This window comes from Pseudomonas sp. StFLB209 (assembly GCF_000829415.1).
In the GTDB taxonomy this organism is placed as follows: Bacteria; Pseudomonadota; Gammaproteobacteria; order Pseudomonadales; family Pseudomonadaceae; genus Aquipseudomonas.
Genome location: NZ_AP014637.1, coordinates 6,027,356 through 6,052,583 on the forward strand (window position 1 = coordinate 6,027,356; position 25,228 = coordinate 6,052,583).

Consider the following 25,228-nt stretch of genomic DNA (forward strand, 5'->3'; position numbering starts at 1 on the left):
AAGGTGTCGCTGGACAAGGGGCCGGGGGCGCCACGCTCGATCAAGGTCAGCGCGACCTGGATCGATAACGGCGATGGCAACGACAACGATGATCTGGACTTGCGCGTCGGTATTCTGCGTCCCGACGGTCAGATGTCGCTCATCCACGCACCGGCCAGGCGCTGCGCCTTCGATCTGGACCCGTTCGTGTTTCATACCGGCGATGTGGTCAGCGCCAGTGCTTCGGCGCCGGGCACTGAAAGCGTCGAAATCAATCCGCAGATCTCGCGCAAGCTGGGTGGCAAAGTGGCTCTGGTGTGCAGTGTTTATTCGGCGGTGGACAACGTTGACATCCTCCCCGCCCTAAAGAGCGGGGATTCCTACAGCTAGACGGCGATGCCCCGCCGCAAGAATGTTCCGGGCCGCGTTCACATCGCGGTCGTGGGCTGTACCGCAGCACACGCAGGTCCATTCTCTTATTCGCAAACCGGCTCTACCTTTCGGACTGCTGGTGGAAATGCTTCCACAGCACGAGCAGGTCTGGGTGGTATAGCGCTCGGCTACAACCTCAAAAACAACGCCTGCCCGTTGGCATTTCTGCTCCAGCATTGTCTTGAGTTGGCCCCATCCTGCATCAAGCGTGGATTTGGCCATTTGAGTCTTTACGAGTTTTGCGCTGGCTACATCGCCAACGAAAATGGCGGCGCAGCGCTCAACCAGAGCGGTTGAGAACTTGTGTTGCGCATCCTTGCGCCGGTTCCTGATCCTGGCATGGAGGGCGCGAACACGTGCCCTCTTGCCAGCACGCTGAGCGATGCCCAGCTTCTGCTCCAGGGTGCGATATTGGCGCCCTATCAGCACTTGGCCCTCAGACGTTGTCGCCGCCGCTTTAAGGCCCAGGTCGATGCCAACTGCGGCAATGCCGCTGCACGGCTTGCTCTCAACCTGCACGCAGATATTGAGATACCAGCGCCCCCTGGAATCTTCACTGAAACTGCCGGCCCGCAGGGCGTACTGGCTTAAACCGTAGCTGTCCCACAGGCCAAACCTGAACCCGGCGAACTGAACCTGACCGTTCTTGTATTGCAAGGCACGAGCCTTGAATGGAATCCAGCCCAGGCTGTATTTGGGGCTGCTCCTGCTGGACACCCGCCAATTGAGCCTGGAACGCTTGAACTGCTTGCGTGCCTTGGCGTAGTCCTCGCAAACCTGCTGCACGGTTGGCGAGCCGGTCTGCACGCCGTCGCATTTGCTTAATCCATTGGTCAGCTTTTGCAGGTCAAAACCGGAGAGCCACTGGTGGCGTTCCCGGATGGCGCGATGACTCGTTTCATTGCAGTAGTTCCACACCATATTGACCTCGCGCGCCATCGCAAGCAGCGTTTTCGCGTGCTTGTCTTTGATTCGGAGCTTGAGGGTCTTGGTGTGGGTCATGGCATGAATTATGGTTTGGTCTTTCAAGCTATGGGTGGCGTTGTCGAATCGGGTGGCTTCACTCAGAGGGTATCATCCAGACGGCTGCGTGAGCAGTTCGGGGATTTCCACCCCTGGCTCAAGCGAAGGGGTGTCCTCTGGTCGCCATCCTGCTTCGCCTCTAGCTGCGGCAGTGCGCCGATTGAAATCCTGCGCCAATACATCGAAGAACAGTAGACTCCCAACCAGGACGCCTGCGGCGTCCGCGCTCTCGACCTCGGGCTAAACCCCGAGGCTTCTCGCGCATATGGTGAGATTAGCATTCCTCCCCAGCCGAAAGTGCCGCGAACCGGATCAGTGGGTGCCTTGCATTGGCGATTTTGCACGCTTGTACAAGGCTAGAATGCAAGACATCTCTCTTTCTCCTGAAGGGCACTTCCGATAATTCTTCGTGCGCCCCTACAACTGACTGGCAAAGCGCCCCACCGCATTGACCACCTGCTGCGCCCCATCCTGAATCTCGACAATCACCGACCCTGCCTCATTGGCCAGCGCCAGTCCTTGTTCGGCCTGGCCGCGACTGTTGGCCATGCCGCGCACGGCTTCGTCGGTCAGCGACTGGTTCTGCTGCACCACGCTGACAATCTCTTCGGTGGCCGCGCTGGTGCGCCCGGCCAGTTGCCGGACCTCGTCGGCGACCACGGCAAAGCCCCTGCCCTGCTCGCCGGCACGGGCCGCCTCGATGGCGGCGTTGAGGGCCAACAGGTTGGTTTGCTGGGCAATCCCGCCGATGGTTTGCACGATGGAGCTGATCAGCAACGACTGCTTGCCCAGCGCCTCGATACCGGCAGAGGCCGACTGCATTTCTTCCGAGATCCGCCGCATGGTGTGCACGGTGTTCTGCACCACTTCGGCGCCGCGCCGGGCAGTGACGTCGGTGCGCTGGGAAATATCGAACGCGATACTCGCCGCCTGGCTGACATCCTCTTCGCGGGCGACCTGATCCGTGATCACGGTGGCGAACTTGACCACCTTGTACAGCTTGCCCTGAGCATCGTGCACCGGGTTATAGGTCGCCTCCAGCCATACCGGGCGGCCATGGCTGTCGATGCGCTTGAAACGGCTGGCCACGAACTCACCCCGGTTAAGGGTCGACCAGAACTCCCGGTAAGCATTGGACGCCACTTCGGCGGGCTCACAGAACATGCTGTGATGCTTGCCGCGGATCTGCGCCATGTTGTAGCCCATGCCACGCAAAAACTGCTCATTGGCCTTGAGCACATGGCCGCTCAGGTCGAACTCGATCACTGCCGTAGAGCGCAATAGCGCCTGGATGAACGCCGCGTTTTCGGCGGCGGTGTCCACCGACTCGGTAATGTCCGAACCCAGGCAATGAATGCCTGTCAATTGACCGCGAGCGTCCTGCAGCGGCTGCCATACGGCCCGGATCCAGGCCAGGCTGCCATCGGCTCGCAGAAAGCGGTAAGTGTCGGTCACCGGCTCGCCCTTCTGCACCGACGCCACCAGATTGCGGTAACAGTCGAGCTGTTTGACATAGGCCGGGATGTACTGATCCAGTGGTTTGCCCACCACCTGCTCGGCGCGATAACCCAACATACGCAGGAAATTGTCATTGGCCTCAATAACATTGTATTGGGCATCAAGGATGATATGCACCAGACATGCATCAATGCCTTTTTGCAATTGCTGGAACATCGACAATTCGGAATGCAGCGCCTGGACTTCCGTTTTCAAGCGGGTATTGAACATAGCGACACCGATCGTTGGAGTGGACCCTCTGCTATTGGCAAGCGTAGACGGGGTTTATTCAACTCATGCATCCGGACATAAAAAAACCCCGAAAACGGGGTTTGAAAGCGGCCATAAAATGTCCTGTCACTGATCGCTATCAGCCTGACAGTTGAGCAAGTCCTCATCATCGATCACGAAGGCCTGCGAGGTACTGATCTGCTGCCTTTGAATCACACACTCATCTTCATCCTCATCCACCAGGCGCACATCCCAAAGGCCTGCTTCCACGTTGCTGACGCTAAGGGTCATGCCGGCTTTGAGTACTTGCTTGCCCAAGTGATCATCGCCCCAGTCGCCTTGACTGGAGGGCGCGAAATAGATTTCGTGGATATCCCAGGATGACTGGTTCTGAATCTGGATCGTTGCCGCAGCAGCAGGCGCGGTTGGCATGAACACCAACGAAAGACCAACGATGGCAAAGGCTTTCTTCATAGGGTTCTCGATAACAGGCTCAATGACAGAGGCGGCCACAATGCTAAGACCGCTCTGCCGCGTCAACACCCTGTTCGCTTAAACCAGCCAGACATCATCATTGAGGATGGTGCGCATGCCGGTCAAAACCAATGCCCCGTTGTCGAACGCTGCGCCTGAGGGGTTAGTAAAGTCCATGTAGAAGGTTTCGTTGGACTCCAGTTTGTTATCGCCCACGATCTCGACCGCCACCACGGCTTTGGTTTCATTCGGGTAGAACACCAGGGTGCCCTTGTTGGCCAGGTAATCCTCACCGGCTTTGGCAGTGCCATCACGGGTAGTGAAGTTCAGGCTGATGAGCTTGTTGGGGTCTTTCCTTGGCGTGGTGAGCTCGACCATGAAATAGGCATTGGTGAACGTACCGGCCTGCCCCTCAACCACCTTCTGCTTGACTTCGGACATCTTGGTCGGCGCATCGGTGTAGCTGGCACGAATGGCCTGGTCGATGAACTGTTGCTGGGCGCTGACCCGCTGCCAGGCGGCAAACTCACCAAAGCTGCTGTTAAGGCTGTTGTCGATGTCAGGGCGTACATTGCCCAGGCTCAGGGTGCTGATGTAGCTGGCAATGCCGGCCACCTTGTTGCCAATGAAAGCAGGTCCGCCACTGTCACCGCTGCTGAGCATGCCTTCATTCTGGCCAAGCCCGGTGTGCTTGAGATTGAGAAAGCGCCCCAAAGCATCCTGATTGCTGCTGCCATTATCGAAATCGGCGATCAATTGGGTGCCGGCCTTGGGTGAGAAAGGCAGATAGCCGCCGGCCTTGGCTTTGAGTGCAGCCGCATCGGCATCAAAAGTATTCATTGCCTTCTGGCGAATCGGCGCCGACGAGTAGCTGCTGGACATCCCGGCGGCGCCGGTACCTGGCTTGCCGTAACCGATGATGGTCATGGCCTGGCCGATCTCGTCGGTATTGCGGTAGATGTCATAACGCTCGGCGCTCACCGGGGCGTGGCCGTTGAGCCAGACAATGGCCATATCGTTGTTCAGGTTGGCAGCGTCATAACCCGGCAAGATCGTGACCTTGCTTGAGCTCATGCTCTTGGTGCCAGCCGAGGTCTCGAAGGTCACGGTACTTTGCGAATTGCCCGGCTTGAACAGATGCGCCGCCGTGAGAATCGCCTGGCCGCCGTAGAGCAGCACGCCGGTTCCGTAAACACCTCCTGTGGAAACCTTTACAACGCCATCATATCCCTGGCCTGGCGCTGCCTTGTTGCGAGAATCCGTGTAGGAGGTGACCGTCGAGACCATGAATCAATACCCGGTGCTGGTTGTGATGGCCGCGATTGTGTCGATTTGCCATTACGCAAGGGAGTGCTGGTCGTCGGATTGGCGTCACGGTGCCATCATCTCTTTAGTTATCCGCCAAACGGTATAACGCTAAAGAGCTAACGCTAAAGTTAAGGTGCCGTTCTCCACTGGCCTGGAAAATGCCTTTAAGCCCCAGTCGTGTTAGGCTCCGCGCCCTGATCAAGTTGCATATATGCACACGCTGGCATCGGCTGAAGACTTGTTAAAAGTCTGCCGTCGAATGAACCAGCCATCATTGAATCGAGATAAATCACAGAATGAAGATTGGCTTGAGTTGTACGGTCTGGGCAGGCGGCGAACGCGCTGGTCACCTGGATGGCATCGGCACTTACTCCCGTGCATTGTGGAATGGCCTGGGCGAGATCACCCAACAGACAGGCGACAGCCTCAGCCCTTATGCCTTCGGTCGTGACTTGCCAAACATGGCGTGTGGCACACCGAAGCAACTTGCCGAACGCTTCCCGGTACACGCCCTGCTCAGCGGTATTCTCAAGCTGCCCCTGGCCAACTCTCGCGCCATCGCCCAGGACATTGACCTGTTCCATGCCACTGACCACCACATCCCGCGTATTGCCGGGGTGCCCACGGTGGCCACCATCATGGATGTGATCCCCATGCTGCACCCCGAGTGGATCAAGAACGACCTGCGCAGCCTCAAAAGCTGGCTGTTCAAAACAGCGATTCTCAAGGCCGATCACATCATCACCATCTCCGAATACAGCAAACAGGACATGGTCGAGCACCTGAAAATCGCCCCGGAGCGCATCAGCGTCACCCCGCTTGGGGTCGAACCGGTTTATTTCGAGCAGATCGCAGAGCAGCACAAAGAAGCCGTACTGAATAAGCACGGCCTCAAGCCCGGCTTCTTCCTGTTCGTCGGCACTCTGCAGCCACGCAAAAACCTGCCGCGCATCCTGCAAGCGTTCAAACAGCTGCCGCAGGCGCTGCGCAAGGAACACCCGCTGGTGATTGTGGGTCGTGACGGCTGGAATAACGAAGAGCTGCTGCCGCAACTGGCACAGCTGGAACAACAAGGTGAAGGCCGCTGGCTCAGCTACCTGCCACAAACCGAAGTCATGGCCCTGCTACAGAGTGCCAGCGCGCTGGTGTTCCCCTCACTGTATGAAGGTTTTGGCCTGCCGGTGATCGAAGCCTTTGCCGCGCAGTGCCCGGTGATTGCCTCCAACAGTACTTCGGTGCCTGAAGTGGCGGGCGATGCTGCCTGGGCTGTCGACCCCTACAGCGTGGAGAGTATCAGCGCTGCCATGCAGGACCTGCTGAACCAGCCACAGGCCCGTGAAGAAAAGGTCCAGCGCGGTCTGCAACGCGCACGCCAGTACACCTGGCAAGAATGCGCGCGTCAGACCCTGGCGGTTTATCACAAGGTACGGGGCTAACGCACCGCAACCCCTGGGGGCTTGTCTTTCAGACAAGCCCCCCCGGCCTCAAACCAATCCCAAGTTGACAATGGCTCCAGCATTGTTTGGACTTTGCCCGACCAGAACGATCGCAACCTGTTCGATACCTGATCCGGTGTCAGCATCCCACACCACAAGCGTGTCCTCAGAGTTACCGTTTTGCGAAGCCACAAACTCGCCGTCGGCGTATATACCCTTGACGAACGCATAGCCGCCATTGCTGACCGTGGTGATGCTGCCCTGTTGCAACGCTTGAGAATCATTGTTGCTCAACTGGAAGCTGCTCAGATTAATATGGTCCCGATTAGAGTCAGCTAAACTGCCATAAAACGCCGAGTAGGTATCAAAACTACCGTCTGCCGCCTTGAAGGCCCCCTGAGAGAAACTGAATGTGTCAGCCTGTGCGGCAGACGTGTACGTGACAGTGATCTTGCCATCGGAAATGTTGCCATTGAGCGCATCATTGCCTGCTGTAGCCTGCAGTGCCAGAGCACTGGCATATTTCAGTCCATATTCTGGCAAGTTGCTGACATCGGTAACGGCTCCTGACACCGAGAAGTTATTGATGAACTCATTGCTATTTTCAGCAATTGACAAGACAAAACCTTCTAAAGCCGTGACCACGCCACCGGCCACAAAATCAACGACCTTGACGCCCACGACATTCTGGCCTTGCAAACTTTGCGGGACCACCAGATTGCTGATGGTGTCTGAAAGGATGACACCCGTATAACCAGGCGCATTGAAAATCGAACTGTTATTGGTTTGCGCGGCGGTGATGTTTGCAATGCTGTCTGCGACTACAAACCCTTGGGCGTCGATCACAAGACTCGTGCCAGTGCTCACAGGCACATCAAGATTGGCCACTGAATCAGCAATGATATAGTCATGCGAGCTCGTCAGCGCTGACGCGCCCAGATTTGTCAGGGTATCGCGCAGGACAATGCCACTATTGGGAAATGACAGATTAACGGTGCTTTGAAGCTCATTGTAGTCTGCGATACTGATCGGGCCTGCCGGCACAACGGTAATATGCTCAGCCCCGGCAAGAACAGTAGCGTCATTGATTTTACTGGCGAGCAGGTTCTTGGCAGTGTCGCTCAGGCTGTAAGTCCACTCTGTGTCATTCGGGTCATAAATCATCTTGGCCAGGTCGCTGCGCTGCTGAACCGTCAGGGTTCCTGCCGCATCATTGACGAGTGTCAGACTGTTGGTATTGCGCGTCTCACCTTGGGTCAATTGCAGAAGATTCAGCGCCGTGTCTTCGACGTCGGCGTACCAGGCCTGAGTGGTGACCAACGTCTTGAGCACATTAAACTGCTTGGCGGTAAGCACAACACCCAGCACGTTACCGTTCAGATCAAGGTCAGTGAGCGTGACGGTGCCGGTACCAGGGGTAAACGTGGCTTTTATCAGCGCCGAGGCAGTGGACGATAGGGTCTCGAACGAAACCGTACCGGTAATCTTGATGCCCAGTGCATTCAGGTCAGCCAACGTCACCGGACCGGAAACTTCAAGATTCACAGGACCTTTTACATAAGTGGTATTGGTCTTCAGCGCGGTTGCCGTGTCCAGGATGCTGGTCGCCAGCACCGGCCCTGAAATCTGATCGTCGAAAGCACTTAGTTGGGCAATATTCAACGTCTCCGTCACCCGGGCATTGAGGGTACTCAAGCCCGCCACATCAGTAGAAGCCAGGTTATAGAACGCAAGCAGATCGGCCTGAGATCCATAAACGTTTGCCAACTTATTGAGGTCTACCTTGATGTCATAGGTATTGGCGATATGCGAGGCGGCCTGAACCGACAGGTCTTCACCTTTCAGAAACGGAATGACCAGCGTTCCGGTACCGTTGATTTCAATATCAGAGAAATTCGTACCCAACTGGTAAACGGTGGTGGTGGGCGACAGTTTGATACTGTCCACAGTCAAACTGGAAACGTCCAGCTTATTGATGCTTACCGAACTTCCAACCGCCGGCGTGAATACGTATTTGTCGTTCACCAGCGACAACGTGACATTTCCGTTGCCGTTGCCAACGGTGTAATGCCCGGCACTCGTTTCAGTCACGGTAAAGGTCGGCGTAACAGTGCCACCGCCTGTCCCCGGCGTTGCAGTGCCCACATCATTACCTGCCTGTGTGGCCGGATTGGCCAGTGCGGTCGGGTCTGTCAGAGCGGCAGTGGTCTTGGTGTTGATCGTGGTAAGCAGGGTGGTCAGGTTGGTGCCACTGCTGACATTGGCAACAACGGTTTCCAGATAGGTTGCCAGGTTCTTGACCTCGGCAGGCGCAGTCTTGATCAATTGCGCAACCTGGTCGAGTGTCGATGAGACCAGAGTCAGAATGGCAGAGGTCTGTGCCGCAGGATCGGCAGGTACTAGCTTGATCAGATCCAGAGTAGCCGTGAGTGTATCGGCGTCACTGGATACTGCACTGAGCACCTTGACCGCCAGAGACAGGTCCGTCAGGCCCTTTTCAGCGAAGGCCACACCTACCAGGGCCTTGTTATTGACCAATGCCGCATCAGCCTGACCTTGCGTCGAGGTGTTGGCCTTGGCGCCATTGAGCACGGCAGCGATGAACACCTCACGGCTCATCCCATTGTTTTCCAACTCGGTTTTCCAGTAAGCCACACCGCCGCTGTCGCCGCTGCGACCGAAAATATTGTTGTAGACCGCTTCAATAAAAGCGTCCGTCGACAAGGAGGATGGGTACTTCTCCAACGCTTCGGCCTGTTCATTTGCCCAGTTGGCGGAGATCGACTCAAGGCTCATGTTGCCGTTGCTCAGTTCGTTGACCCAATAGGCCAGGCCACCGGCATCAGGGGCACGATTGAAAAAGGCGGTATACAGCTCTGCCAGATCTGATTGAAAGCTCATGAGTTGCTCCTGATGAAAAGGCCCCAGCGGCTCACCTCTACGAGTGAGTAGGCGATCCTTTATCAATGGTTAGGTGTTGGCTAAGCGACGCCCCTGAAAATTTTTGTTACAGGGTGCTTTCCGAGCATCTCAAACAGACAAGGCAACTTCTATAAAAATATTTAACGACGTCGTTTTTGATAAGGACATAATCAATTCTGGCTAAATTAAACAGCCATTCAATTGACGCCAATAAAACTCAATACCTGAAAGTTATAAAACTATATAGATAGGCACTTTCTTGATAACTCGCTTTATCCTGCGCCTGGGAACCCGTTGCCAGCTCATCTGTCGAGAAATACCTGCGTACCTCTGCAAGTCTCGAAATAGACTGTTCATAAGGTATGAGCAAGCAAAATAGAAAGGGCATCTTTTGGCAGATGCGAAAGGATTTACGGCCAGACGCTCATGGTGCGCCGACAGGAGAATGCAGATCCGTTCAGCGATTATCGAACCTGATTCGATTCCGGTGGGAGCGACCGTGGTCGCGAAAGAGTCGGTGAAGGGCACCTCTAAAGTCACAGCATCTGCTGCGAATGTGCCTTCGCCTTCGCTGGCAAGCCAGCTCCCACCGGGATTTGCGCCTTTAACCGAACATAGTGGCTAGCCCGCAAGCGCCACCGACATCGGTTTACTTGGCCAGACGCCCGTAACGATCCTCAAACCGCACAATGTCGTCCTCGCCCAGATAGGCACCGGACTGCACCTCGATCAGTTCCAGCGGCACCTTGCCCGGGTTGGCCAGCGAGTGCTTGACGCCCAGCGGGATATAAGTCGACTGGTTCTCGGAGAGGATCAGCTCCTGGTCATCACAGGTCACCTTGGCGGTACCGGACACCACGATCCAGTGCTCGGCGCGGTGGTAGTGCAGTTGCAGCGACAGGCATTCACCCGGCAATACGCTGATGCGCTTGACCTGGTAGCGGTCGCCCTTGTCGATGGTGTCGTAATGGCCCCACGGACGGTTGACCAGCGGATGGGTGACGAACTCGGGACGCTCTTCGGCCTGCAGACGCTTGACCACGTCCTTGACCTGCTGGCTGTCGTGCTTGTTGGCCACCAGGATGGCGTCCTTGGTCTCGATGACGATCAGGTCCTCGACACCCACGGTGGCCACCAGGCGGTGATGCGACTGCACCAGGCAGTTGTTGGTGTCGATGGCCAGCACGTCGCCTTCCAGGCGGTTGGCGTTGGCATCATGCGGGCCGACATCCCAGATCGCCGACCAGCTGCCCAGATCGTTCCAGCCAGCGTTCAGCGGCACCACCAGACCGGCTTCGGTGTGCTCCATCACCGCGTAGTCGACCGACTCGTCAGCGCACAGGGCGAACTGCTCGGCTTGTACATGGGTGAAGTAGCTGTCGGTCTGCGCATGCTCCAGCGCCACTCGGCAAGCACTGAGAATATCCGGGCGATGACGCTCCAGCTCGGCGAGGAACACCGAGGCACGGAACATGAACATGCCGCTGTTCCACAGGTAAGCCCCTGAAGACAGGTACTCGGCGGCCAGCTCCGGCGATGGCTTCTCTTTGAACGCGGCGATCGCGAAACCGCCCTGCTCAATGGCCTTGCCACACTGGATGTAACCGAAGCCAGTCTCAGGATGCGTCGGGGTGATGCCGAAAGTCACCAGACGGCCCGCCTCGGCATGCGCCTGGGCGACCTGCACGGCGCTGCGAAACGCCTGCTCGTCATGAATGTGATGGTCGGCCGCCAGCACCAGCAGCACCGGATCGGCACCGTCTACGGTGGCTTGCAGCGCCGCCAGAGCAATGGCCGGCGCGGTGTTGCGCGCCAGCGGCTCAAGGATGATGCGCTGGCTCTTGATCTTCGCCACACGCAGTTGCTCGGCGACGATAAAGCGATGGTTTTCGTTGCTCACCACCAGGGCTGGCGAGTGCTCCAGGCCGTCCAGGCGCGCCAGGGTGCGCTGAAACATCGTCCCCTGATCCTGACCGTCCAGGGCCAGAAATTGCTTGGGGAAGCTCTGCCGCGACAGCGGCCACAGCCGTGAACCGTTACCGCCAGCCAGAATTACAGGGGTGAACATAGAAGCTCCATTCTGATAGCCACGCGGGCATGCGAAGGGCCGCATTATCCGGGGGCTGTAAGGGGGATGCAATATAAAGCGGGTATGAGTCCCGCCGGTGTTTTATAGGTGTTACAAGCCTGCTGCACTGGCTTGACATCGAAGTCATTCGAGGCAATGAACGCTGCTCAGAACATGGCTTGCTGGCAAGAGTTCAAGACCCTCGATGGATAAATGGCGTTTAGCCACAATCTCGCTGCGATCTTCTCTGAAAGCCCCGTATTTTCACTCATTCAGCGCGGCTTTAGCACGAATTGTAATCAATACGGAACAATTGGATCCATTACGAGGTCGAAGGTTACAAATTTGTATCGGCCACCTGTAAACGTCGATACAGAAGTACGGGCTGGATACCCTTAGTTCGATTCATGATGATCGTGCGCGGCCAGCCTTCGAACCCAGGAGGATCAATGGCAACGCTGAAGCTTCATCAACCCATCAATATGAACACCCTCCAGGCTTGGGATGGCGAATTTCCCATTGCCGATGCGGGGCATATCAGGGCTACCGACGGCGTCAGAACCCAGGATTATTTCGGTTCTTTCCAATACAGCAACGGCGAACTCAGCGGCGGTACGTTAACCGCGACGAGCGCTTATCAAAACGGCCTGTATTACGAAGTCACCGACCTGAACATCGACGCCGCGATCATGGCCGAGTATGTCTACAACTTCGACATGACAGGCGCCATGCGCGAAGTCCTCAAAGGCAACGACACCATCATCGGCTCTGCGGGCAATGATCTGCTGATCGGCGGTACAGGCAACGACCATTACGACGGCGGCGCGGGCATCGATACCGTGGCTTATACCACCGGCAGATCCAGCGCCAGCGTAACCGCCACCGACAGCGGTTATACCCTGCAGACACCCGGCAAAACCGACACGCTGGTCAACATCGAACGGGTTAACTTCGGTGACGGCTCGACCCTGGCCCTGGACGTTGGCCAATGGCAAAACACCGGCGCAGCCTTTCGCCTTTACCAGGCCGCGTTCGACCGAGAGCCGGACCAGGGCGGGCTGAAATACTGGATCAACGATCTGGACAAAGGCGCGACTCTCCAGCAAGTCGCCCAGGGTTTTATCGACAGCGCCGAGTTCAAGAAACTCACACCAGGCACCGATAACAAATCCCTGATTAACAGCTTCTACCAGCACGTCCTGCATCGTGAGGCCGATGAAGGCGGCTTCAAATACTGGGAAGACTCCATGGCCGCCGGCATGACCGCCAGCGAAGTACTGGTGTCGTTTTCTGAAAGCGCCGAAAACCTCGCCAACACCAACGCCGACCTCAATGGCGGGCTGTGGCTGGTTTGATCACTGTCCATCCAAGACATTAAGGAGCTAAGGAGTCCCTATGGCCCGTGTAGTTTATAAACGCCCTTTCGATGGCTTTGATCTTGACCAAGCGCTGCGCGCCGTCGCACCAGAACACGTTAAATCCGCGTTAGGCCCTGCCGTCGACTATGAATTGGGCGCCTACAGCGTCAATACAACGCAGGTCGGCGGCCGGCTATTTCGCGCGGAGTTTGCCAAAGACGACGAGCTCTACCTGACGGTTCAAAACCTGACACCAGACACCTCCCTGTCCAGTGCCGCCTCGTTGTTTTCCGGCAGTGATTCCTTTGAAGGCTCAGACGGCAACGATCATTTTTATGCGTCTGCCGGTAACGATCTTTACCGAGGTAATGGCGGCATCGACACCGTTCATTACAGCGGCTCAAAAAACGATTACACCCTCAACGGCGGCAACCTGACTGGCGAGGGAAAAACCGACTTCCTGAACCCCGACATCGAGCGCATCCACTTCGAAGGCGATAACTCGACCCTGGCCCGGGACGTTGGTCAATGGCAGAACGCCGGCTCAGCTTACCGCCTGTACAAGGCAGCGTTCGACCGTACACCCGATACCGGTGGCCTGAAATACTGGATCAACGACCTGGACAATGGCGCCACGTTGCAACAAGTCGCACAGGGCTTCATCGACAGCGCCGAATTCAAGGCCCTCACACCCGGTAACGACGCCGGCTCGATCATCAACAGCTTTTACCAGCATGTTCTGCATCGTGACGCCGATGAAGGCGGCTTCAACTACTGGGCAGACTCCATGGCCGCCGGCATGACCGCCAGTGAAGTCCTGGTGTCGTTCTCGGAAAGCGCCGAAAACCTCGCCAACACCAACGCCGACCTCAATGGCGGGCTTTGGCTGGTCTGATCACCCATCACCTTTCACCTCCAACTCCAAACGGGACAAAGACTCTCAATGGCAACTATTACCTACAGAAGCCCCTTCGACAGCACTGATCTGGACCGCGCCTCCCATGCAGGCGTTAACGGGCAGGTTGTTTCGGCCAACAGCATGCGCATCGTCTACAGCGATGGCACCTACAAGGCCGAAGTAAGCGGCTTCCTGGGCTCGGGCAACCCCCAGGTCGATAAATTCACCGGGGTCAGCTACTCGAAGAACGACGTGGTGTTTCTGACCGTCACCGGGCTCGACGTCAAAGTCGCCGATGCGTCGAGCGTCACCTCGTTCTACGACGGTGATGACACCTACCGAGGCTCGGCAGGCAACGATGATTTCCAGGCTTCGCTGGGTAACGACACCTACTTCGGTGACGACGGTATCGATACCATCCATTACAACGCGCTGAGTAAAGACTTCACCGTCGACTCCATGGGCAGCGCCCTGAGCAACGTCGAAGGCCTGGGCAAAAAAGACACCTTGTTCAGCATCGAGCGAGTCAACTTTCAACAAGACAACGCCACCGTGGCGCTGGATGTTGGCCAGTGGCAAAACGCCGGGGCAGCCTTTCGCTTGTACCAGGCTGCATTTGACCGCAAACCGGACATGGGCGGCCTGAAATACTGGATCAACGACCTGGACCAAGGCGCGACCATTCAGCAGGTCGCACAGGGCTTTGTCGACAGCGCCGAGTTCAAGAAGCTCACGCCCGGCACGGACAACAAGTCGATCATCAACAGCTTCTACCAACACGTGCTGCACCGTGATGCCGATGCCGGTGGTTTCAAATACTGGGAAGACTCCATGGCCGGCGGCATGACCGCCAGCGAAGTGCTGGTGTCGTTCTCAGAGAGCGCAGAAAACATGAACAACACCTCGGCAGACCTCAACGGCGGTTTGTGGTTGGTGTGATCTTTTAAGGGCTTTGGGTCACCACACGGGCTATATCTGGATTGGCCCTTTCACGAGCAAGACGGATCGTCGCCCGCTCGTTCCCACCGTATTTCAAGTCAGAATCCGGGTGGGAACGACCTTGGTCGTGAAGGCTGGGGCCATCGGGCGGGCGGTTGTGGAAACGGTGTTTGTCGACTACGGTTAATGCCCTGATGTATTCAGGATGCGCGGTCTTGTTGCCAAGGCTCGCGCAGCCAGTCGATAAGGACCACTGGATGACTGCAAATAATAAGGAATGCCCCGTTTGTCACGCTGGCCTGGTGCCCGGTCTTCAGGATTGGCACCTCAAGTGCCCTGCCTGCCGCTATGAAAGCGCCGCCCTGGAGCCGGTCATCAATTCTGACCCGGCCCACGAGATGATCGATGAGCAAGCCCGGGAGGACGGGCTTCGCGCTTTGCGGGTCAGTAACTTCACCACGTTGCTTGAGCGCATCAAATCAAAACGATCCAGCGGTCGTTTGCTGGAAGTCGGCTGTGCCCATGGCTGGTTCCTGGAACTGGCCCAGCAAAGCTTCGAGGTTGTGGGCATCGAGCCAGACAAGGCTGTGGTCGAGGCTGTCAGCCACAAGGGCCTGCCAGTGCGCCAGGGGTATTTTCCGCAAGCTCTCGACGCGCACGAGCGCTTCGATGTCATCGTGTTCAACGATGTCATTGAACACATTCCCGACATCACGCAGGTCATCGAGCAATGTCACCGGCATTTGAACGATGGCGGCTTGCTGGTACTCAACCTGCCCAGCAGCGACGGGGTGTTTTACCGGCTGTCGAAACTGCTGGCGCGCCTGTCGCTGCGCAACCCCTTCGAACGGCTCTGGCAAAAAGGCTTGCCGTCCCCACATGTGCATTACTTCAACCGCCGTAATCTGGAGCAGTTGATTACCCGCCATGACTTCGTGACCATGACGGACGGCAAGCTGCCAACCCTGAGCCTGGACGGGCTGCACGCGCGCATCTCCTACACCGGCGATCTGGGCCGCTTCAGCAGAGCCTTCATCTATACCTGCGTGGCGTTGTCGTTGCCGATCCTGAACCGGCTGCCGGGCGACATTTTCTACAGCATCTCGCAAAAGAAAGCCGGTTGATCACGGCCGTGGACGAGGCCGTCAGCACAAGGCTGGCGGCCTTGCATGCCGTGCCGAAAATCCGCAAACGGCTTGGCGCTTTCTGATAGCATCGCCGCCCTGATTACTCGTATCAAAATGCTACGCAATCTATTTGCGCCTGTTTTGCTGCGACCGACCCGGCGTGCTGCGTGCACACTTGCGGTTGAAACCAACCGATCCCTCCCCTCTCATGCCCAGGGACGTTTACAGGAAGTCACGATGTACCGAGGCCAGAAAATTGCAGTCGTCATTCCCAGCTATAAGGTCCGCAACCAGATCCTGGGAGTCATCAGCAGCATAGGCCCGGAGGTGACGGCCATCTTCGTCGTCGATGACTGCTGCCCGGACCATAGCGGTGATTTCGTGACGGCCAATGTCCAGGACGAACGCGTCACGGTTGTTCGCCATGAGCAAAACCAGGGTGTTGGCGGCGCCGTGATGACCGGCTACCAGGCGGCCATCGACGCCGGCATGGACATCATCGTCAAGATCGACGGCGACGGGCAGATGGACCCCAGCCTGATCGGCAACTTCGTCAAGCCGATCATTGACGGTGAGGCCGATTACACCAAGGGCAACCGTTTCTACGACCTTGAAGAAATCAGCGCCATGCCCAAGATCCGACTGTTCGGCAATGCTGTGCTGTCATTCATGACCAAGATCTCGTCCGGTTACTGGGGGCTGTTCGACCCCACCAATGGCTATACGGCCATTCATCGTGACGTGGCCCGGCACTTGCCGTTTCGCAAGATCAGCCGCCGCTATTTCTTTGAGACCGACATGCTGTTCCGGCTCAATACCCTGCGCGCGGTGGTCGAAGACATTCCCATGGACGCCAAGTACGGGGATGAAGAAAGCAACCTGAAGATCTCGAAGATCGTCGGCGAGTTCCTGGCCAAGCACTCGCGCAACTTCGTCAAACGCATCTTTTACAACTACTACCTGCGTGACATGTCGCTGGCCTCGATCGAGATGCCCGTAGGCGTGCTGATGGTCCTGTTCGGCACCCTGTTCGGCGGTTATCACTGGATCGCTTCGTGGGGCTCAGGCACCGTGACGCCGGTGGGCACGGTCATGCTCTCGGCCATGCCGATCATCATCGGTATCCAGCTGGTTCTGGCATTTCTGGCCTACGACATTTCGTCCGTGCCACAGCGCCCCATCCACCCGAAATACTCACGTGCGCCCGCGAAGGACATTTGAATGTCGCTGTCCCAGATCCTGTTTATTTCCCTGACTGTCATCGCCCTGTCGACCGGGCAGATCCTGTTCAAACAGGCCTCCACGACCCTGGAGTTCACGCTGGCCGGACTGTGGGATGCGGCGTTCAATATCAAATTGATCATCGCCCTGGTGGTGTATGCCGGGGCCACGGTGTTATGGCTGATGGCGCTCAAGCACACGCCCTTGAACCTGGCCTACCCGTTCATGGCCATGGCTTTTTTCATCGTACCGATCCTGGCGCATTTCTTTTTGGGTGAAAGCCTGAACTGGAACACCTTTGCCGGCGCTTTGATCATCGCCGTCGGTGTCTGGGTATCGGTGTTTCAGTAGACCGCACCGGCCTTGACTGCCCGACAAAGCTCCCGTGGCCGCGAGCAAGCCCGCTCCTACTGCTAACCAAACAGCATTGGACAGACATAACGTCCGAGGTACAGATGCATATCAAACAACAAGGAAGTCCACGGCTGATCGGCACGCTGGTATTTCTGGCTGTCGCGTTCTTCATTTTTCTGCTGCTCAAGAACAGCGGTCTTTATCCGCGCATCTTTGGCGATGAGTACACCTACTCGCTGTATTCACGCCTGATTCCCTTCTCCGACTCGAAGATTCCAGGCTATCTGTACCTGGCGATTTATCGCTTTACCAGCCACTGCGGTGTCGACTTCCTGAGTTGCGCACGGATCTTCAACGCGCTGTTCTTTGTCGGGGCGGCGCCGTTCATCTATCTGGTTGCCCGAAAGATCGCCAACCCACTGCCAGCCGCCTGGGTCACGGGCCTGACACTGCTGGGACCCATCAATCTCTATACCGCCCACTACATGCCGGAGGCGCTGTATTTCTTCGGTTTCTGGCTGCTGGTGTGGGTTGTCCTGCGGGCCCGTCTTGAGGCCATGGGCGACTGGCTGCTGGTCGGCCTGGTGTTCGGCTGCACGGCGCTGATCAAGCCACACTCGCTGCTGTTTGCCCCTGCGATGCTGGTGTACATCGGTTATTTGAGCATCACCGCCCCGCAGCACGGGCTGCGCCTGGCCTTGCGCAACCTGGCGGCCTTTGCCGTCACTGCTGCGCTGGCCAAATTTCTGATCAGCTATCTGCTGGCCGGCAGCGCCGGCCTGACTCTGTTTGGCACCTCCTACGGTGAAATCGTCGACTCCACGACCACCCCGGGCCGCTCGCACATCGATCTGCTGCTGCGCGCGCTGAGCAGTGTCCAGGGGCACCTGCTGGCCATGTGTCTGATGCTTGGCCTGCCCATGGCCATCACCGTAGGCGTAGTCGTCAAGGCGCTGTTGAACAAGGTCCCGGCCGGCGATCACCGCAACATTGCCCTGTTCACCACGCTGGTGCTGGGCAACCTGATCGCCGTGGTGGCGCTGTTCAGCGCGTCGGTTTCGGGGTCCGGACCTTTTGAAAGCGTATCCCGGCTGCATATGCGCTATTACGACTTCGCCTTTGCCCTGCTGCTGATCCTGGTGCTGGCGCAAGCGCATTTCCCGGTGCAAATCCCGCGCAAATGGCGTGCCCTGCTGGCCCTGATTGTCGGCCTGCCGGCGTTGTATGCGCTCTATACCCACATGCTGCCCTACACGCCGTATTACACCGACAGCCCGGAGCTGCGCGGCTTCACAGAAAAGAAAGGCGCGTTCCATGTACTGGGCGTCCTGTCAGTGCTGTGCATCGTCCTGTGGGTGTACTCGGTTCAGGCTGCCGGGCGCGTTTTTCTTTATGTATTCATGCCATTGGCCGTGGTCATCACCTCGGTCAACGCCACCCTGATCCAGCGCCAGGCACTGCTGCCGGACGCCGCTGACCGCGCTGGCGAGTTCACCCGTCAATACCTGAGTGCCGAAGAACGTGGCCGGTTGCTGATCGTCAATGCAGATCTGGGGGCGGCCTTTCGCTCGATGTTCTATATGGATCACCCACGCACCTGGGTGCGGGGCATCGAACCGGGGGCGACCTTCGACATGCAGTCCATGCCACCAGACAAGGACTGGGTGCTGGTGGTCGGCGCCAACCCTATTATTGGCAAGCACTCGGTCAAGCTCCCGATGTCGGGCTTTACCCTCGCGCGCGTGGGCGGGCCAATTGCCCTGAATTTCTCAGCCGGCAGTTGGGCGGGCATCATCAGCAGCACTCAAGGGCTGTCGACAGCAGAGTCCTGGGGCACCTGGTCCGCAGCCGATGAGGTCACCCTGGAGTTCATGCGGCCATTGCCGGCACGTTTCAAACTGGACCTGATTGCCCATGCCTTCGGCCCCAACGTCGGCAAGTCGTTTGTGCTGCAGGTAGGCGAGCAACGAATCCCCTTTGAAGTGGGCGCCATTGATGAGCACAAGGTGTTTGAAATCGACAACCCTTCCGGCTCGCATACCCTGACCATCGAAGTGCCTGAAGCCCGTTCGCCGAAACAACTGGGTATTGCCGAAGACACCCGCCTGCTGGGGATCGGCCTGAACCGTCTGAGTATCGAACCGTTGTAGGCCAGACAGTATGTTTTGCCTGGCTTGGCCTCTTCACGAGCTAGCTCGTTCCCACCGTATTTCAAGGCAGGATTGAGGTGGGGGCCAACTTGATAACGGATAGGGGCTTATGAAACCGGGGGGCAAGACTGTGGTCTTACCCCCCGGTTTTGCTTTAACGCTCACGATCAGCAGCGGCCGGAACAGCACCTTGTCCTGTTACACTGTCGCGATTGCAAAAACACGATCATGGCCTAATGAAGCCGCCACCCGTTTGGGTTAGTCTGCGCGCCCCTGATCCAATCTCCCCATGCGTTGTACTGGCAATCCGGTCAACCAGGAATGAATCCCCTAATTAAAGAGTTGCATGCATGCTTGAAGTGGAAAACGTCTGCAAGGAGTTCAAGCTCTATAACAGACCCTGGCACAGACTGAAGGAAATCGTCCTGCGCCGCAGTTTCCACCGTACCCACAGGGCGCTGGACGGTATTTCGTTCACGGTGGCCAAAGGTGAGACCTTGGGCATTCTGGGGCGCAACGGCGCCGGTAAATCGACCCTGCTGAAAATGCTCAACGGCGTATTGCTGCCCGACGCCGGTCAGATCCGCCTCAGCGGCCGGGTCACCGGCCTGCTGGAGCTGGGTACCGGTTTCGACCCCAACCTCAGCGGTATGCAGAACATTGTCGGTAACGGCCTGTTGCTGGGCATGACCCGCGAGCAGATCGAAGAACGCCGCCAGGCCATCGTCGAGTTCTCCGAACTGGGCCAGTTCATCCATGAGCCGATCCGCACCTACTCCTCGGGCATGAACATGCGTCTGGCGTTCTCTATCGCCATTCACGCCGACCCGGAAACCTTCCTGATCGACGAAGCCCTGTCGGTGGGCGACGGTCACTTCCAGCAGAAGTGCATGCGCCGTATCAAGGAATTCCGGGCCAACGGCGGCTCGATCATCTTTGTTTCCCATGACCTCAACGCGGTGAAGATGATCTGCGATCGCGCCATCGTGCTCAGCGAAGGCAAGGTGGTCGCTGATGGCAACCCGGAAGATGCGGTCAACGTCTATAACCAGTTGCTCGGTGCCGACGACGACGATTACAAAGAGCGTCTTGAGGTAGAACGCAACGGCTACGGCACACGTCAGGCCACCATGGAAAACGTGGTGTTCAAGGGCCTGCGCTCGCAAGGCACCATTCTGGCCAGTGGCGACACCGGCACGCTGGATGTGACGATCGCGGCCACTGAAGATCTGCCGGACGTAGCCTTGGGGCTGATGGTCCGCGATCGCTTCGGTCAGGATGTGTTCGGCACCAACAGCCACTACCTGAACCACCCCATCGCCATGCGCGCCGGTGAACGCAAGACCTTGCGTTACAGCTTCCCGATGCGCCTGGCGCCGGGCAAGTACACCATTACCCTGGCACTGCATGACGGGGCCGACCACACGGTCAATTGCTACCACTGGCACGACAACGCCGTCGTTTTTGAAGTAGCGGGCATCACCGGGACCTTCTTTGGCGGCATTTGTGACCTGGCAGCAACGCTGGAAGAACAGCCGGCCTCAACCGATACATTTCACGGAACGCTAAGTAATGCTAATACCCAATAACCCCGACCTCGACTTCCAGGAACTCAACCGCCGCATCGAGGACGAGGTCGAGCGTTACAAGCTCAACAAGGACACCAAGGCGCTGCCGGCCTTTGATCCGTCCCCTGCCGGAATGGCTGACCGCCCCTATGGCTGGGGCCAACTGGTCCAGCTCGAAGATGAAGCTCTGGTGCGCGCCGCCTACCCGACCCTGCTGGGCCGCAAGGCCGAAGCCGCCGAGCTGCAACACTCGCTGCACAAGCTGCGCTCGGGCTGGGACAAGTTCGAAGTCCTGGCCGAGCTGCGTGACAGCCCCGAAGGCGTGGCCCATAACGCCGAGGTCCACGGCCTGCGCCGCGCCCGCCTGAAAAACCGCCTGCGCCGCATTCCGGTACTGGGCAAGCTGATTCTTACCGCCTACGGCCTGCTGCAAACCGAACAGCGCAACCGCTACTACGTGGCGCGCCTGGACCTGCTGGCCCGCCAGAGCCGGCACCAGAGCACGGTCTATCACCAGCAGCTCCATGAGCGGATGGTGGCCCAGCAAGAGCAAGACAAGTACCTCAAAGAACAGCAAAAAACGCTCGACGAGCACTTCCTGGCCCTGCAGCAGCAAAGCCAGACCCTGCAACTGCAGAACGAGCTGATCACCCAGCTCAAGGATGAGTTGCAACAGTCCAAAAGCGTCCAGCAAGAATTGCGCGCCCGCCTGCACCAGGTCGAGCGCCAGCCACGTCCACCGGTGGCCACCGTGCCTGCGGGCCAGGCCCCTGCCCAGCCCGCCGCCAATGACGCGCCGGCGCAACATCAGAGCGGCATCCCGGACAGCTTCTACCTGGCCTTTGAAAATCGCTTCCGTGGCGATGCCGAGACCATTCGTGAGCGCCAGTCCTATTACCTGCCGATCATTGACAGTATCGAGCCGCTCAAGGCCGGCCTGCCGCTGGTCGACATCGGTTGCGGCCGTGGTGAATGGCTGCAGCAACTGCCTGAGCACTGCGCGCGGATTGGCATCGACCTCAACTCGATGAACGTCCAGACCTGCCAGGATCAAGGCCTGACCGCTTACCAGCAAGACGCTCTGGTGTGGCTGGCCAACCAGCCGGAAAACAGCGTGGCCGCGGTCAGCGCCTTCCACGTCATCGAACACCTGACCTTCGAGCAGTTCAACGTCCTGCTCGATGAGTGTCTGCGTGTCCTGGCGCCAGGCGGCATGATCATTTTCGAGACCCCGAACCCGGAAAACCTCGCCACCGCCGCGCATTACTTCTGGATGGACCCGACTCACCTGTCGCCCCTGCCACCGGCATTCACCGAATTTCTGGTGCAGTACAAAGGCTTTGACCAGGTGCAGATCCATCGCCTGCAACCGATCCCTGAAGAGCATCACATCCACGAAGACAGCGAAACGGCTCGGCGCTGCAACGCCCTGTTCTACGGCCCGCAGGACTACTCCGTGGTTGCCATCAAGGGGGCGGTATGACCCGGCTGCGCATCGACCAGCTCACGCCCAGCGTGGCGGCCGGCGACGGCGTAACCAACGGGTTGCTGTTCACCCAGAGCCTGCTGCGCGAACTGGGCTATGACTCGGACATTTACTGCCATTACATCCCCGAGTCGATGACCGGCAAGGCGCTGCCGGCGACAACCTTCAAGTCAGAAGGCTGTTCGTTGCTGCTGTACCACCACTCGATGGGCCACGACTACGCCCAGTGGCTGTACGAACAGGACTGCCCAAAAGCGCTGGTGTACCACAACATCACGCCACCGGAATTCTTTCCGCCAGACAGCTGGCTGCAACAGTACGCCCTGCTGGGGCTGCGCCAGCTTGAAGAGTGGCGCGAGTTCTTCCCTTACGCGCTGGCCGACTCGCCGCTCAACGAGCGCGAGTTGATCGAAAAGGGCTACACCAATACCAAAACGCTGCCATTGCTGGTCGACACCCGCCGCCTGGAAGGCGAACAGCAACAGCCGGCGTTCATGGCCGACCTGCCTGAAGGCACGATCTTCTATCTGGCGATCGGTCGTCTGGCCGAGAACAAGCGCCAGTACCTGCTGATCGAGGCCTACTACCACCTACGCAAGCTGCAGGCGCAAAGCGGCATCGAGCAGCCACCACAACGGCTGATGCTGGTCGGCGGCACCACCAGCGCCGATTACGCCACCGCCTTGCAGTTCTACATTGATGACCTGGGCCTGAAGGACGAAGTCATCCTGGCCGGTAAATGCTCCGACGCCGAACTGCACTGGATGTACCACAACGCCCATCAGTACTGGTGTGCCAGTGCCCATGAAGGCTTCTGCATGCCGTTGCTCGAAGCGAACTATGCCTCGCTTCCAGTGGTCACACAGGCGCGCTCCAATATCCCGGCCACCCTCGGTGAAGGCGGCCTGCTGCTCGACAGCGACGACCCTCTGGTATTCGCCTCGGCCAGTAACCTGCTCAATACCGAGCCGGGACTGCGCGAAAAAATCATCGCCGCCGGCCATCGCAACCTGCAGCGTTACGAGCACGACGCGCTGAAAACAGAGCTGCAACAATGGCTGGCCCAGCTTGACTGCCTACCCTCTGCTCAAGGAGTGACACTTGATGCCACGCTTGCTACTGACGGGCGCTAACGGTTTCGTTGGCAAGATCCTCACCCAACGCCTGCGTGATGCCGGCTACCACGTGATCGCCCTGAGCAGTAGCGAACCACAGCCTGGCCATGGCGCCGATGAGCACCTGGGCTGCGACATTCGCGATGCACAGGCATTGGCTCAAGCCGTGGCACAGGCCCGGCCCAGCCATGTGGTGCACCTGGCCGCGGTGTCCCATGTGCCGACCAGCTTCATGGATCCGCTGGGCACCTGGCAGACCAACGTGATGGGCAGCATGCATCTGCTTGAAGCCATCCGCCTGCATGCGCCGCAAGCCTTCGTGCTGTTTTCCAGCTCGTCTGAGGTGTACGGCGCAGCCTTCAAGTCCGGCCAGGCCGTGGACGAACACACCCTGTGCCAGCCACTGAACCCGTATGCGGCCAGCAAGGTGGCGGCGGAAAGTGCCTTTGCCGAGTACTTCCGCCAAGGCATCAAAGGCGTGATTGCCCGACCGTTCAACCACATCGGCGCCCAGCAGAGTCCAGACTTCGTCACCGCCTCCTTTGCCCGGCAGATCGCCTTGATCGAAGCCGGTCAGCAGGAGCCGGTACTCAAGGTCGGTAACCTGGAAGCGGCGCGGGATTTTCTGGATGTACAGGACGTGTGCAGCGCCTACATCGAGTTGCTCAAGCTGGCCGACAGCGACAAGGACTACCCGCGGCGCATCAACATCGCCAGCGGTCGTTCGCTGAAGATCAGCCAGGTGCTAGAGCAATTGCTGGCGCTGAGCAAAGCCGACATTCAGGTTGCCCAGGATCCTGAACGCTTGCGTCCATCGGACATCCCGATGGCCGTCGGCAACAGCACCGCCCTGACCCAGAGCACCGGCTGGCAACCGCAGATCCCGCTGCAGCAAACCCTGCAAGAACTGCTGGACTACTGGCGCGCACAAGTCTGAAAGACTTCACGACCAAGGTCGTTCCCACCCCAATTCTGGCTTGAAACAAGGTGGGAACGAGCTCGCTCGTGAAGAGGCCAAGCCAGACACAACACATGCATTGCCCGACCCATAGCCTTCACGACCAAGGTCGTTCCCACCTCAATTCTGATCTGAAATACGGTGGGAACGAGCGGGCGGCGATCCGTCTAGCTCGTGAAGAGGCCAGACCAGACACAACACATGCATCGCCCGACCCATAGCCTTCACGACCAAGGTCGTTCCCACCTCAATTCTGATCTGAAATACGGTGGGAACGAGCTCGCTCGTGAAGAGGCCAGACCAGACACAACACATGCATCGCCCGACCCATAGCCTTCACGACCAAGGTCATTCCCACCTCAATTCTGGCTTGAAACAAGGTGGGAACGAGCTAGCTCGTGAAAGGGCCAGGCCAGACACAACACATGCATTGCCCGACCCATAGCCTTCACGACCAAGGTCGTTCCCACCCCAATTCTGGCTTGAAACAAGGTGGGAACGAGCTAGCTCGTGAAGAGGCCAGACCAGACACAACACATGCATCGCCTGCCCCATAGCCTTCACGACCAAGGTCGTTCCCACCTCAATTCTGATCTGAAATACGGTGGGAACGAGCGGGCGGCGATCCGTCTAGCTCGTGAAGAGGCCAGGCCAGACACAACACATGCATTGCCCGACCCATAA

At 58.1% G+C, this 25,228-nt stretch carries 19 protein-coding genes and 2 pseudogenes; 14 read left to right on the forward strand and 7 right to left on the reverse strand.

Features of this window, described 5'->3' with window-relative positions:
• Positions 1-3: 3 nt before the first annotated feature.
• The gene (locus PSCI_RS26740) at positions 4-369 is read left to right on the forward strand and encodes a hypothetical protein (RefSeq protein WP_045492927.1); all 366 of its coding nucleotides are present in this window, start codon (positions 4-6) and stop codon (positions 367-369) included.
• On the opposite strand, the gene PSCI_RS26745 is transcribed toward PSCI_RS26740, so the two are convergent.
• Positions 343-1,413 carry an RNA-guided endonuclease InsQ/TnpB family protein gene (locus tag PSCI_RS26745; RefSeq protein WP_084710157.1) on the reverse strand — a complete coding sequence of 357 codons (1,071 nt, stop codon included), beginning with the start codon at positions 1,411-1,413 and terminating at the stop codon, positions 343-345. The genes PSCI_RS26740 and PSCI_RS26745 overlap by 27 nt on opposite strands.
• 34 nt (positions 1,414-1,447) lie before the next feature.
• Here PSCI_RS26745 and PSCI_RS29930 point away from each other — a divergent pair.
• Positions 1,448-1,629 (forward strand): annotated as a pseudogene (locus tag PSCI_RS29930) (transposase); the annotation flags it as partial.
• Positions 1,630-1,851: 222 nt separating this feature from the next.
• Here PSCI_RS29930 and PSCI_RS30380 read toward each other — a convergent pair.
• The 4 genes and pseudogenes from PSCI_RS30380 to PSCI_RS26760 form a co-directional block, all read right to left on the reverse strand.
• Positions 1,852-2,454 (reverse strand): methyl-accepting chemotaxis protein, encoded by a 603-nt coding sequence (locus PSCI_RS30380; protein ID WP_373568481.1) that lies wholly within the window; start codon positions 2,452-2,454, stop codon positions 1,852-1,854.
• Positions 2,437-3,162, reverse strand: a pseudogene (locus PSCI_RS30385) (PAS domain-containing protein); the annotation flags it as partial. The gene PSCI_RS30380 and the pseudogene PSCI_RS30385, both read right to left, overlap by 18 nt.
• A gap of 126 nt (positions 3,163-3,288) precedes the next feature.
• The gene (locus PSCI_RS26755; protein ID WP_231906526.1) at positions 3,289-3,675 is read right to left on the reverse strand and encodes a hypothetical protein; all 387 of its coding nucleotides are present in this window, start codon (positions 3,673-3,675) and stop codon (positions 3,289-3,291) included.
• Positions 3,676-3,714: 39 nt separating this feature from the next.
• Positions 3,715-4,923 (reverse strand): Calx-beta domain-containing protein, encoded by a 1,209-nt coding sequence (locus tag PSCI_RS26760; protein ID WP_084710159.1) that lies wholly within the window; start codon positions 4,921-4,923, stop codon positions 3,715-3,717.
• Between the two features lie 317 nt (positions 4,924-5,240).
• On the opposite strand from PSCI_RS26760, the gene PSCI_RS26765 reads away from it, so the two are divergent.
• A complete protein-coding gene (locus tag PSCI_RS26765; protein WP_045492958.1) occupies positions 5,241-6,380 on the forward strand; it encodes a glycosyltransferase family 4 protein in 1,140 nt (379 codons plus the stop codon).
• Between the two features lie 48 nt (positions 6,381-6,428).
• Here the strand turns inward: PSCI_RS26765 and PSCI_RS26770 are convergent, their stop codons facing one another.
• Positions 6,429-9,281, reverse strand: a complete 2,853-nt coding sequence (locus tag PSCI_RS26770; protein WP_045492961.1) for a DUF4214 domain-containing protein — start codon at positions 9,279-9,281, stop codon at positions 6,429-6,431.
• 670 nt (positions 9,282-9,951) lie between these two features.
• Positions 9,952-11,370: a mannose-1-phosphate guanylyltransferase/mannose-6-phosphate isomerase gene (locus tag PSCI_RS26775; protein WP_045492964.1), complete on the reverse strand. Its 1,419-nt coding sequence runs from the start codon at positions 11,368-11,370 to the stop codon at positions 9,952-9,954.
• Positions 11,371-11,819: 449 nt separating this feature from the next.
• Here PSCI_RS26775 and PSCI_RS26780 point away from each other — a divergent pair, with 449 nt between their 5' ends.
• From PSCI_RS26780 to PSCI_RS26830, 11 genes are all read left to right on the forward strand, one after another.
• On the forward strand, positions 11,820-12,725 hold the full coding sequence (locus PSCI_RS26780) for a DUF4214 domain-containing protein (RefSeq protein WP_052483547.1): 906 nt from the start codon (positions 11,820-11,822) through the stop codon (positions 12,723-12,725).
• Between the two features lie 40 nt (positions 12,726-12,765).
• Entirely contained in the window at positions 12,766-13,623 is an 858-nt protein-coding gene (locus PSCI_RS26785; protein WP_045492966.1) for a DUF4214 domain-containing protein, read from the forward strand.
• Positions 13,624-13,671: 48 nt separating this feature from the next.
• Positions 13,672-14,565, forward strand: a complete 894-nt coding sequence (locus tag PSCI_RS26790) for a DUF4214 domain-containing protein (protein ID WP_052483550.1) — start codon at positions 13,672-13,674, stop codon at positions 14,563-14,565.
• A 257-nt stretch (positions 14,566-14,822) separates the two neighbouring features.
• On the forward strand, positions 14,823-15,689 hold the full coding sequence (locus tag PSCI_RS26795) for a class I SAM-dependent methyltransferase (protein ID WP_045492969.1): 867 nt from the start codon (positions 14,823-14,825) through the stop codon (positions 15,687-15,689).
• Between the two features lie 240 nt (positions 15,690-15,929).
• Positions 15,930-16,913 (forward strand): glycosyltransferase family 2 protein, encoded by a 984-nt coding sequence (locus PSCI_RS26800; protein ID WP_045492972.1) that lies wholly within the window; start codon positions 15,930-15,932, stop codon positions 16,911-16,913.
• Complete coding sequence (locus PSCI_RS26805; protein ID WP_045492974.1) at positions 16,914-17,264, forward strand: EamA family transporter; 351 nt, start codon at positions 16,914-16,916, stop codon at positions 17,262-17,264.
• 104 nt (positions 17,265-17,368) lie between these two features.
• Entirely contained in the window at positions 17,369-19,417 is a 2,049-nt protein-coding gene (locus PSCI_RS26810; RefSeq protein ID WP_045492977.1) for a DUF7024 domain-containing protein, read from the forward strand.
• Positions 19,418-19,767: 350 nt separating this feature from the next.
• A complete protein-coding gene (locus tag PSCI_RS26815) occupies positions 19,768-21,006 on the forward strand; it encodes an ABC transporter ATP-binding protein (RefSeq protein ID WP_045492980.1) in 1,239 nt (412 codons plus the stop codon).
• Positions 20,990-22,468, forward strand: a complete 1,479-nt coding sequence (locus PSCI_RS28335) for a methyltransferase domain-containing protein (protein ID WP_052483552.1) — start codon at positions 20,990-20,992, stop codon at positions 22,466-22,468. The genes PSCI_RS26815 and PSCI_RS28335 overlap by 17 nt, the downstream gene beginning before the upstream one ends.
• The gene (locus PSCI_RS26825; RefSeq protein WP_045492989.1) at positions 22,465-23,604 is read left to right on the forward strand and encodes a glycosyltransferase; all 1,140 of its coding nucleotides are present in this window, start codon (positions 22,465-22,467) and stop codon (positions 23,602-23,604) included. The genes PSCI_RS28335 and PSCI_RS26825 overlap by 4 nt, the downstream gene beginning before the upstream one ends.
• Positions 23,576-24,523, forward strand: a complete 948-nt coding sequence (locus PSCI_RS26830) for a GDP-mannose 4,6-dehydratase (protein WP_045492993.1) — start codon at positions 23,576-23,578, stop codon at positions 24,521-24,523. Before PSCI_RS26825 ends, PSCI_RS26830 begins: the two co-directional genes overlap by 29 nt.
• Positions 24,524-25,228 lie beyond the last annotated feature (705 nt).